This window comes from Enterococcus sp. DIV1421a (assembly GCF_051711025.1).
GTDB lineage: Bacteria > Bacillota > Bacilli > Lactobacillales > Enterococcaceae > Enterococcus_B > Enterococcus_B hirae.
The window spans coordinates 2,476,383-2,488,573 of sequence record NZ_JBIOLU010000001.1; the positions used below are offsets into that span (position 1 = coordinate 2,476,383).

Genomic DNA, 12,191 nt, shown 5'->3' on the forward strand with positions numbered 1-12,191 from the left:
TCACTACTTGAATAGACATTTCTACGCTTCTATAATAGACAAAATCAGCTATTATAGCTAGGTTAACAATAATTATTTATTAAACAATGAAAAATAAGCTAATTTTCTATGAGTTCTCCCCGTCTGATTTCTTCATACTAAAAAAGCAACGCAAAACAATTTTGTTTTACGTTGCTTTTGCTTGTTCTGGCTAAATTATTTTCTACAACGTTAATTATTCGCTGTATAAATCTCTAACTGGTGTCATGATGATGCGATTCAAGTCATTGATGATCGTGCTGAATTGTTGTTCTTTTTGCATCAAATCATTGATCACTTCTTCTGATTGAATTTTCATTGCCATTTCTTGCGCTTTCATTGCATCTTCATCGCTAAATTCTTGCCCGCTCATTTGTTTTTCCTGCAATTCGATTTGCATCGCTTGAAAATCTTTGAATAGACGATGTGCTTCTTCATTTGCTTTAACTTTTGCATAGGCTTCTTCTAAAGCTTTGAATTCTTGCAATTCGCGAATCTCGCGTTCGATTTGATTTGCGCTATCATAAATATTTGACATAGTTAGCCTCTTTTCTATAGATCGTTTAGTTTTATTGTACCATTTGTTTATCGTTTTTCATAGGATTACTGTCCTTGATATTTCCGCCAGAGATCTTTCGCAGCTTCACCTAAACCTCTTACGCCTTCTTTTACCATATCACCGATATTTTTCAGCCCATCTTTAGCTTGTTCCCCGTATTTATTCAGATTTTCTTTCCATTGTTCTGAGTTCTCATTGGTTTGCGTATTATTATTGACTTGATCAGCAGGAACTACTTTTCCGCCAGTCGCATATGCATCTGCTACAGGGAAAGGCTCTTGCTCAGTATAAGGAAGAATGCCTTCTGCGGCCGATTTGAAGACTTTACCAACCACATTCCCACTTGTTCCTGCTAAATAATGCAATTCACTAGATTCTTCATATCCCATCCAAGTTGAAATCACGACATTAGGCGTATAGCCAACAATCCATTGGTCGTTAGCTTTGGTAGGATCAAAATTGGTTTCAGTCGTTCCTGTTTTCCCTGCGACTGTGTAACCAGCCGGTTTAGCTGCAACGGCTGTCCCATTAGAAAAAGTCCCAAGCAGCATTGAAGTCATTTGATTAGCCGTTTCTTCTGAAATGACTTGTTTAGGTTTTTCATTGGTCTTGTCAACAATTACTGCACCCGTTGAATCCACGATTTTAGTAATCAGATGTGGTTTGTACATTTTACCAGCGTTAGCAAATGCACTGTAAGCTCCAGCCATCGTTAACGGCGAAACTCCCTTAGCTAAACCACCTAATGCTAAACCATAATACTTATCTGATTTCGATAGAGGCAATCCAAATTCTTCTGCTTTATCATAACCTTTTTGAAGACCGATTTCATGAAGCAACCATACAGCAGGAAGATTCAAACTTTCAGCAACTGCCTGATACATCGGTACTTCACCACGGTACGTTCCGTCGTAATTATGAGCTTTATAATAAGATAATGGTTCATCTTTCAAAATACTTGCTGGGGTGTATCCCGCTTCTAACGCTGGTGCATACACACTCAAAGGTTTGATCGTTGAGCCAGGAGAACGTTTCATTTGTGTTGCAAAACTGAATCCCCGGAAAACATGTTCACCACGTCGCCCTACCAGCGCCTCAACACCACCAGTTTTAGGATCTAATGCGACTGATGCGGATTGAACCATTGCCCCATCCGCAGCATTTGCCGGAAATAGTGCATTGTTTTGATACGTTGTTTCTAATTGTTTTTGATAATTTTGATCAAGTGATGTATAGATTTTGTATCCTTTGTTCATCACATCTTCTTCATCTAAACCATAATCATTGACTGCTTCATCAATCACGGCATCAAAGTAATAAGGATAGCGATAGCCTGATTCCGAATTATCATACGTATCTTTCACGTATTGTTTGATATCCACTTTGCTTTCCGTTTGGTATTGTTGTTTCGTGATCTTGCCGTTTTCTTCCATGACACTCAATACGGTGTTTTTTCGATTGTTTGCATTTTCTGGATGATCGATCGGATTATAGATACCCGGACCTTTAAGCATCCCAGCTAACGTTGCCGCTTCTGCTAAATTAACCTGATTAGCATCTACCCCAAAGTATTTCCTTGAAGCATCTTGTACGCCCCATACCCCATTTCCAAAATAAGCATTGTTGAGATACATGGTCAAAATCTCTTCTTTGCTGTATTTCTTTTCAATTTCAATGGCTAAAAATAATTCTTTTGCTTTACGGTCAAAAGTTTGATCAAGTGTCAAATAAGCATTTTTAGCTAATTGTTGGGTAATTGTACTCCCACCTCCACCAGAAGTGCCACCTGAAAGGACCATCCGAACTGCTGCCCGAGCGATCCCTTTGATATCAAATCCATGATGCTGATAAAAATTGCGATCTTCGGTTGAGATAACCGCATTTTGGATAGCTGGAGAGATTGCATTCAATTCCACATAAGTCCCTTTTTGAGCATAAAGGGTGCCTGCTTCTTCATTCTTTTTATCATAGATAACGGTAGACTGACTTAGCCCCGATTTTAATGTGGAGACATTTGCCTGTTTTGCTAAAATAAAAAGATAGATACTGACGATCAATACACAGATCAAGCCAATCAATAGGATCAGTTTATTGATATGATACTTTTTCCATATACGTTTTCGCCATCGATGGAATCGCCCTAAATAAGGTTTAATCCAATGCCAAAAACTGATCAAAGCAGCTTTTATTTTACTTAAAATGCTTTGAAAATCCATTTATTCTTCTCCTGTCTATTTGATTGAATCGCCTTATTCTACCACAGGTACGTTCTTCATTCTTCCTGCTTGAGATGTAGGCAAACTGTTTTTTTAAGTTTTGACGATAGTTTAGCATAAGAAGTATCAGAAATTAGTCACTTTTTTCTTAAATAAGTTTTAAAAATGGTACAATAGAGCTGCATTTTTGCTAAAAGGAGTATTTTTATGGAAATCACGATCACGTTACCTGACACTCAGCCAACAACCACCATTCGAGAATTATTAGAACAAGAATGGCTCGTTCCAAGAAAAGTCCGCCACTTTTTACGTATAAGAAAAAATGTGTGGATCAATCAAGAACCTGCCTTATTTCATTTTGAAGTCCACGCTGGTGACCATATTACGTTACGTTTTGAAGAAACTGATTATCAATACCAAGAAGTCCAATTGGGTAAAGCTTCCTTCGTTCAACCATTATATGAAGACGATCATTTACTCATTGTCAATAAACCCGCCGGCATGAAAACTCATCCGAATGAACCAACCGAAAATGATACTTTATTGAATCACTTAGCTGCGTATTTAAAGAAAAAAGAGCAACGCCCTTATGTCGTGCATCGATTGGACAAAGAAACAAGTGGTGCAATTTTATTTGCTAAAAATCCCTTTGTTTTACCTATCCTAGGCAGAATGTTGGAACAAAAGAAGATTTATCGACGATACCAAGCACTTGTCTGGGGAACAATCAAAGAGGATTTGATTTTGAAAGACAAAATCGGTCGTGATCGGCACGATCGCAGAAAACGGGTGGTAGATCCTCATAAAGGTCAAACGGCTCTCACACATGTTTCCGTTGATCAAGTATTGAATGGTCAGACTCAGGTTTACTGTGTCTTGGAAACCGGACGTACCCATCAAATCAGAGTCCATCTCTCTCACATTGGTCATCCCATCGTCGGGGATCCACTTTACCAAACACGGCCTGCGAACCGTCTCATGCTCCATGCGTTAGAATTACACATGTCTCATCCTTTCACGCAAGAAACCATTGTAGCAAAAGCCCTCCCTGGTTTATGGTAAAGACACTATTGTGAGGAGCGATCCACTACTGATCACAATCAAAAAACGGCTAGGGATACACCTCTAGCCGTTTTTTATTACTATATATAGAATATATACACCTTATTGTTTACCATGTTCTTTTTCTGCTAAAAGCAAGCTGCCAATAATTCCACTCTCATTCGGCAGCCCCCAGCGTACAATGTACTCATCTACTTGTGGCGTTTCCATGTACCCACCCATTAACTCAACGAATTGTTGTCGAATTTTATGCAACAAATGGTCTTGGTTCATCACTCCGCCACCTAAAATGATTTTTTCAGGAGCTAACGTCAACGTATAATTGATCAATGCTTGAGCAATATAATAGGCTTGGATGTCCCATATTGGATGATCTTGAGGAAGTTCTTGGCCTTTGATTCCAGTTCGTGCCTCAATTGAAGGTCCAGCCGCTAATCCCTCCAAACAATCTTTGTGGTAAGGACATGTTCCTTCATAGGTATCCTCTGGATGACGTTTTACCCAGATATGCCCCATTTCTGGGTGGGCAAGTCCAGAAAAGATATCTCCTTCAAGGACCACACCGGCACCGATCCCTGTACCGACAGTCAAATAAATACAACTCTTTTTCCCTTGTGCGGCTCCTTTTAGCAATTCGCCGTAAGCTGCTGCATTCACATCTGTCGTCCAAGCCATCGGAATCCCGTAACGTTCTTGGATGCTGCCTAAAAAATTGTAGTTTCCCCATCCAGGTTTAGGTGTTGCCAAAACATACCCATAATTATCGGCATTTTTATCAATACCGATCGGACCAAACGAACCGATCCCTAACGCCTCTAGTTCATATTGATCAAAAAAATCAAATACTTGCTTTAGTGTTTCTTCAGGTGTAGTTGTAGGAATACTTACTCTTTCTACGATAACGCCTTCATTTGAAACGGCACAGATGAATTTTGTTCCCCCTGCTTCTATTCCACCATACATTGCTTATTCCTCCTCGAATCCGATTGTCCGAATTTCATAAGGTCTAACGGTCGGAGCAATCGTTTGCTCAACTGTTTCTTCTAGCAGATTCAATAATTCCCCTTGTTTCCCATTTTTAGTGATTTGTAATGGTGAATCAAGACCGGACAGATTAAACCCACGCACCACTACTTTATCACTAAATTTACTTCGTTTCAAAGCAGTAATTGCAAACGTTTCCCCTTCGCAAGTTAAATAGCTGTTTTCAGCTGGCAAGGTTCCTGTTTGAATCGCCATTTGCGTGGTAGAAAAAGGAATCTGTGCGCTATAAGCATGATGGTAACTAGCAAATTTTTCTTCTGGCTGATGCACTTCGATACTGTAGTTAAAGCAATGTACCCCATGACATTGGGCTTCTGGTGTTGGAAAATATCCCCAATCTCCTAATTCCCCTACACAACGTAGTAAAGTCACCGCAATCACACTGTCATCGATTACTTCATATTCGTTTAATCCATAATTGCCAACTGTTACGCCATAATCGTTTCCTTCTAAATGAACGAACGCTTGTTGATGCTGTGGATTTGTTGGATTTTCCCAACTACTTGATACATCATTGGGACGGGTAACCACTTCAAAAATACTATCAGCTTGATGTTGTTTCACATGTAACTTTGTGGGAAACAACACACGTAAGCGATGATCATCCATTTGATTATTCACTTTTGTTTCAAAGTCGATTTTTTTGCTGTCTTTTCTTAAAGTGATAACAGTTGTTACTTCTAACACACGCTTTTCTTTTGAACGACCTGCTTTACGGTGACGAAACTCAATGACCATCTGTTGTTCTTTTGCTAAACGTTCATCAGCAGCTACTGGGATCAATAATTCCTGGGTAACTTTTACTTGTGCTAATTCACTCGTATCAGTTACGACTTCTACGGTACTTTGATCATTTTCCTTTGATAAAATAGGTTGGTCATTTTCAGGCTGTTTGAAGATATATTCATTTCCAATATCCCCAACATCTTCGAATGTCAATAATTCATCTAGTTGTTTGCCCGTTGTTTTGTCTTTCAACGTCAAGGTGCCATTCGGTTGGATCTCTAGCCGAACTTGTTGATTTTCTAATACTCGTCCATCGTTTTGGATCATCGTCTCTTTTTCTTCTTTAGCTTTTCCTTCTATTAATACATACGTGTTCCAAGAAAAAGCTGGCATTTCGCTCACTGGTAAAGTGACCGTGATTTTTCTCGCCATGTAAGGAATCCTAAACCGATCTTTTGGCAGATCATAATTAAACGTCACAAATGTTTCTGATAGTGATGCAGGGACTTCTTCACCATTGGATGTTTCTACATGATAGCTTTTTGGTGGTTGCTTTTCTAATTCTTCATATAATTTCTCAGGTATTCCTTCTGCAAAACATTTTCTTTCTAACTCAATCGTTATTTCTGCTTCACCAGTCTTTGCTGATCCAGCCGTGTTCATAACTAAGAAAGGATAGCTTTTTGCTGGTAAGCTGCTAGTGTCGATCGCTTGGGCAAGTTGTTTGATCGCTTCTTCTGCTAAATACTTCCCTACTTCATCTGCTTTTTCAAACCGTGTCATCATTTCTCGATGGACAGAATCAACCGAACACCCGCAAATACTGTCATGTGGATGATTTTGCACCAACGTTTTCCACGCATAATCTAATTGATCATGGGGATATTTACCAGTAACTTCATAAGCCATCGTTGCTAATGGCTCAGCAATATTTTCAATTTGTCTTTGAACTTTAGTATTCCATTGTTTTAAATAGACACGTGCTGAAGCAGTATTCGCTAACGTATACCAGCCATCTGTTTCCTGACTGGTCAACTCTCCCTCAACGGAACCAAGTTCTTCTGGCAAGTCCTTTTGCACCGCTGCAAGATAATCGACAAAATTGGAATGGATAAATTCATACTCTGGATATAATTCATTCGCTAATTTGATTGCTGCTGTTACATCCTTTTGAACCGGTTGATGATCCACTCCATTCATCATCAACAGATGATTGGTTGATGCGTATTGCTCTGCATCTGCCAGCTTTTGGTCCCAAAAGGCTCTTGCTTTCTCTTTTTCAGCCGGGATCTCATTTCCATTACTGTACCAATTGGCAAACAGTAACCCAAAGATTTCTGTGCTATCTGGTCCTTTCCACCACATTTCAGAATATTGAGAAGAATAATTTTCTGCTTCCAAGACTTGATTATCAAAGCCAATTGGTTTTACGCCTCGTCCAAAAGCAGCAGCTGAAAGTCCTGCTTGTTTCATCATTTGTGGTGTTTGCCCCATATTTCCAAAAGTATCCGGGAAATAACCGAGCATCACAGGCGTTCCCCACTTCTTACTTTCTTCCATTCCAATCAACATATTACGGACATTCGCTTCTGAACTGATCAAGAAATCATCTTGTAAAATATAAAAAGGACCGATCCTTAATTTCCCCGCATCAATTGCTCGTTGCACCGCTTCTTTCTTTTCTGGACGTACTTGTAAATAATCATCTAAAATAATCGTTTGTCCATCTAAATGGAAACTATTGAAATCTGGATCGGTTTCAAATAATTCCAAAAGATCATCCATCAATTCGACTAAACGCATATGATGCTGTTCATAAGCCATGTACCATTCACGATCCCAATGACTGTGTGAAATGATATATACTTTCTTTTTCATTTTATTCCTCCTATTTCGCTACTCGAATATCAAAGTAATCCATCACTAATTCACAAAACATCATGTTCGCCCAAGAGAACCATTCTCTGGTGTAGTTGTTTGGATCATCGACATCAAACCCCTCGTGCATCAAATGTGTACCAGCATCTGTCGCAACTAATAAGTCTAAAATCCGCTTTTTCTCTTCTTTATCTTCAGTGGTCATCCCTTCCATCGCTAATGCAATCGGCCAGATGTAATTTTCTGGAGTGTGAGATGATCCGATCCCTTTTGCATATTTTCCTTCATAGAAGTAAGGGTTCTCTTTACTTAGTAACGTTTTTCTCGTTGCCAAATATTGTTCATCTGTGGTAGAACAGTAACCTAAATACGGAGCAGCAATCAAATTAGGTACATTACTGTCATCCATAATAGAAGCGTTTCCTAATCCATCAACTTCATAAGCATAGATGGTTTCTCCTTGTTGGTTTTTAGTCAACGCATAGTCTTCGATTCCTTTTTGGATATCTTCTTTTAAACGTTTGGCTTCTTCAAGGATTGCTTTACTACTTGTTTCTTCCGTGAGAATGTTCGTAAAGATTTCTTCAATATAACCCAACACTACTACAGCAAACATATTTGAAGGAACGAGGTAGCCATATTGACACGCATCATCGCTTGGACGAAAACCAGACCAAGTCATTCCAGTTGGTGCAACTGCACTTCCACGTCCATCGTTGACTAAGGTATCTTCTTTCCTCGTCGTATCTCTTTCGAAAGTATAAGGAGATTGATTGTGATCTTGTTCGGTTTTGAAGACATGTAAGGCTTTTTTGATTCCTTCAACAAACGAATCATTCAATTGGTCCGTTCGACCAGTGTTCTTATATAATAAGTAAGCTAATTGGATAGGATAACATAAGGAATCGATTTCATATTTACGCTCCCAGATCCAGTCATTCATTTCAGTGTGATCACTTTGATGCCCCGCTCCATTTGCTTCTTCATTGAATGCGTTTGCGTATGGATCGATGTTGATATATTCAAATTGTTTTTTGACAAGCCCACTAATCATCGAAGCTAAGTCTTCATCTTCTTTTGCAATGACTAAATATGGGCGGACTTGAGCGGTGGAGTCACGCAACCACATCGCTGGAATATCACCAGTTAATAAGAAAGTCGTCCCGTCTTCATGTCTTTTGACTGTCGTTAACAATGTATTAGCAAAGGCAGCAGAGAAATTCGTTGCCCAATCTGCATGCTCTTCCCCACATTTTGCAGTAATTTCATCCATAAACTGTTGAACTGACTTTGGTATATCTTTATATGCCATTTATTTTCCTCTTTTCTTTATTGGTATATCATAAGAGGATTATACCTCGTCGTTTTACAATTGTCTACGCTTTCAAAATGAGATTTTTCTTATTTACTTTTAGTGGTTTTATGCTATGATCTTTATATGATATATCTTATAAGAAGGTGCTTTTATGAATCAACCACTATACCAACAAATCTTTCATGACTTACAACAAGCAATTGCTGATGGATCGTTACCTGTTGACAGCCAGGTACCTACCGAAAAGGAATTGTCCACCAAGTATCAAGTGAGTCGAATCACTTCTAAACGTGCATTAACTGAATTAGAACAATTAGGTCTGATTTATCGTGTCAGAGGAAAAGGCAGTTTTGTCAAAGCAACGACTAGTGATCTTAATAGAAACGATGTGATTAAAAATAGTCGCATCCTGTTCCTACTTCCCTTTTTATCTGACCTTTCTGTCGGAGATTTTACAAAAGGACTAAATCCAGTGATGCAAGAAAATCAGTTAGAGGTCATGATGACGACTGTTGATTTTCTGGCAAACAAAACGGCGAAGGAAATCATGCAAGAATTTGACGGAATGATTTATTATGCGTTTGCGACCGATCAACATCTGGATCTGCTCTTTGAATTATCATTGAAACAATTCCCAGTTGTTGTTTTAGATAAAAAAATCTATGAACTTCCTTTTCCAACTGTCCTTTCAGATAATTTCCAAGGTGGTTCTTTGGCTACGGCTCATTTGATTTCAAAAGGGCATAAAAAGATTGCCTATCTTTTTGGTGAACAGGCGCATCCACAATCTGTCCGACAACGATACTTGGGTTACCTGGAAGCTTTGGACAAAGCCAATTTGCCGTTTCATACAACTTTAGATGCAAAAGGCACTACGATTGAAACGTTACTGACCTACATCAGTGAACATCAGGTCACTGCGTTTGTCTGCGAAAACGATCTGGTAGCTATTCAAACGATGAATCATTTAAAACAACAAGGCTATCGTATCCCAGATGATTTTTCGATCGTTGGATTCGATGATATCCAAGCAGCCGCTTTAGTTGATCCACCATTAACAACGATTGCTCAAGATTTCCACCAACTAGGAGAACTTGCAGGAAATGCTTTGATCACTTGGCTCAAAACAAATAACATTCCCGAAGATACGAGCCAACCAGTCTCATTTATCAAACGACACTCAACAAAGGAGATTTAACATGAACATTCAACATATTGATACTCGTCACGGTACAGCCAATCAAGCGAACTTCTCAAATGGGAACTGCCAGCCTTATACTGGTGTTCCTTTTGGGATGAATTACTTTGCCCCACAGACAACTGATCAAAAAGGTAGCTGGTGGTTCCATCCTGACGATCACACCTTCCAAGGCTACCGTTTGACTCATCAGCCAAGTCCATGGATGGGTGACTTCAGCTATTTTGTCTTCACTCCGATCAATGGGTTATTACCTGAAAATACCCTGTTCCATGCACAAAGTTCGTATCGTCCAGAAGAAAGCACATTCTGTCCAACTCATTTAACGATCAACCAATTACGTGATGGTATTCGCTCCACGTTGATCCCTAGCATGTACGGTGGTGTCCTAACCATTGATTACCACAAAAATGAGAGCGGTTTACTTTTGTCGTTTCCTGGTAAACATCAATTAGTTCTAAAAGATCCCTATACGATTGAAGGACAAGTCACTCATTTTGCAGGCGCCGAAGATCCTGATTTTACGTTCTATTTTGTCTTACATTTTGAACAGCCAATCCAATCAAAGGAATTGTCACAGTTAGCAGCCGATGACGCTGGGTCGGTTCCGATTTATTTTGGCGACGTAAAAAAACAAGTCATTCGTTTCGGTACTTCCTTCATCAGTTCTGAACAAGCTTCATTTAATCTAGAACAAGAGTTACATCAAACGCCTGATGACTATTTGCTGAATAGTTCACAACAATGGCAAAACTATTTTGACCGAATCAAAGTCGAGCATCATGATCCGCAACAGTTACGGACGTTTTACCACAATCTCTACCGTGTATTTTTATTCCCACAAACGTTCTATGAAATCGACTCGACCGGACAAAAAATCCATTATGATACCACTAGTCGAAGTGTAAAACCAGGTGTACTTTATACCAATAATGGCTTTTGGGATACTTATAAAACAGTGTATCCACTTTACTCTTTGATTGCTGTCGAAAAATATGAAGAGATGCTTGAAGGCTTTTTGAACAGCTATCGTGAAACTGGCTTTTTACCAAAATGGCTTTCGCCAGATGAGCGTGGACTCATGCCAGGAACATTGATTGATGCAGTGATCGCTGATGCCTCGGTTAAGGGAATCCGTAAAGATTTAATGGCTGAATTTCTCGAAGCAATGAAAAAAGGCGCTACGGTCCAAAGTGAAAAACAAAATTACGGACGTCAAGGAACGACTGATTATCTAAAATATGGTTATGTACCAAATACTTACCACGAATCAATCAACCACACCCTTGATTACGCTTATAGTGACTTTTGTATCAGCCAAGTATCCACCGGTTTGAATGAAACAGCAACCGCACAACACTATCAAAAGCAATCTTTCAATTATCAAAATGTCTTTGATCCGGAAACTGGCTTCATGCGTTCCAAAGATCCCGAAGGAAGATTCCGTACTCCGTTTTCTTCCACACGTTGGGGTCAGGATTATGCAGAAGGTAGCGCTTGGCAAAGTAGTTTTGCTGTTTACCATGATTTTGCTGGTTTGATCAATGCTCACGGTGGACCAGATCAATTTGAAGAAAAACTGATTGAATTATGTAACCAAGCACCGACTTTTGAAGTTGGCGGTTATGGTTTTGAGATCCATGAAATGAGTGAAATGGCAGCGATCGAGTTTGGTCAAGTTGCCATCTCCAATCAACCAAGCTTCCACTATCCTTATTTATTCAGTTATATTGGTAAACCCGAAATGGCACAACCATTGATCAAACAATTGCTGACACAAACATTCGATGATACCCCGACCGGTTATCCAGGAGATGAAGACAATGGGAGCATGGCAGGTTGGTATATCTTTAATAGTTTAGGCTTTTATCCTGTCACGCCAGGAACAGGTGAATATGTCATCGGGATGCCTTTAGTCGACAAAGCTGTGCTTACGTTGTCTAATGGTGAACATTTAACAATCGAAACAAGCCCTAATCACCCACAACAACAATTTATCCATGAGATCACAAGAAATGAAACTAGCTATCGCAAACTCTTCTTTACACATGAAGACTTGCTGACTGGTGGCACGATTGCTTATCAGTTGGGGATTGTTCCTACTAGTAAGAAACGTTCAAAATCAGATCTACCTTACTCCTTATCGGAGGCGAATGTACAACTCTAATTTTTTCT

The 12,191-nt window shown here is 39.3% G+C and carries 8 protein-coding genes; 3 read left to right on the top strand and 5 right to left on the bottom strand.

The window, feature by feature from the left end:
- Positions 1-214: 214 nt before the first annotated feature.
- Together IGK21_RS11250 and IGK21_RS11255 are read right to left on the bottom strand one after the other, a co-directional pair.
- On the bottom strand, positions 215-556 hold the full coding sequence (locus IGK21_RS11250; protein WP_010720913.1) for a YlbF family regulator: 342 nt from the start codon (positions 554-556) through the stop codon (positions 215-217).
- Positions 557-621: 65 nt separating this feature from the next.
- Positions 622-2,793 carry a PBP1A family penicillin-binding protein gene (locus tag IGK21_RS11255; RefSeq protein WP_181915127.1) on the bottom strand — a complete coding sequence of 724 codons (2,172 nt, stop codon included), beginning with the start codon at positions 2,791-2,793 and terminating at the stop codon, positions 622-624.
- 207 nt (positions 2,794-3,000) lie between these two features.
- Here IGK21_RS11255 and IGK21_RS11260 point away from each other — a divergent pair, with 207 nt between their 5' ends.
- Positions 3,001-3,855: an RluA family pseudouridine synthase gene (locus IGK21_RS11260; protein ID WP_181915128.1), complete on the top strand. Its 855-nt coding sequence runs from the start codon at positions 3,001-3,003 to the stop codon at positions 3,853-3,855.
- A 102-nt stretch (positions 3,856-3,957) separates the two neighbouring features.
- Here the strand turns inward: IGK21_RS11260 and IGK21_RS11265 are convergent, their stop codons facing one another.
- From IGK21_RS11265 to IGK21_RS11275, 3 genes are read right to left on the bottom strand one after another with little or no spacing between them, the layout of a single operon-like run.
- Complete coding sequence (locus tag IGK21_RS11265) at positions 3,958-4,818, bottom strand: ROK family protein (protein ID WP_034700407.1); 861 nt, start codon at positions 4,816-4,818, stop codon at positions 3,958-3,960.
- Positions 4,819-4,821: 3 nt separating this feature from the next.
- Complete coding sequence (locus IGK21_RS11270) at positions 4,822-7,503, bottom strand: alpha-mannosidase (protein ID WP_181918623.1); 2,682 nt, start codon at positions 7,501-7,503, stop codon at positions 4,822-4,824.
- A 10-nt stretch (positions 7,504-7,513) separates the two neighbouring features.
- The gene (locus IGK21_RS11275) at positions 7,514-8,815 is read right to left on the bottom strand and encodes a glycoside hydrolase family 125 protein (RefSeq protein WP_034700410.1); all 1,302 of its coding nucleotides are present in this window, start codon (positions 8,813-8,815) and stop codon (positions 7,514-7,516) included.
- Positions 8,816-8,969: 154 nt separating this feature from the next.
- Here IGK21_RS11275 and IGK21_RS11280 point away from each other — a divergent pair, with 154 nt between their 5' ends.
- Both IGK21_RS11280 and IGK21_RS11285 read left to right on the top strand, forming a co-directional pair.
- Positions 8,970-10,016 carry a GntR family transcriptional regulator gene (locus IGK21_RS11280; RefSeq protein ID WP_034700412.1) on the top strand — a complete coding sequence of 349 codons (1,047 nt, stop codon included), beginning with the start codon at positions 8,970-8,972 and terminating at the stop codon, positions 10,014-10,016.
- Positions 9,964-12,183 carry a GH92 family glycosyl hydrolase gene (locus tag IGK21_RS11285; RefSeq protein ID WP_080704621.1) on the top strand — a complete coding sequence of 740 codons (2,220 nt, stop codon included), beginning with the start codon at positions 9,964-9,966 and terminating at the stop codon, positions 12,181-12,183. The genes IGK21_RS11280 and IGK21_RS11285 overlap by 53 nt, the downstream gene beginning before the upstream one ends.
- Positions 12,184-12,191: the final 8 nt, after the last annotated feature.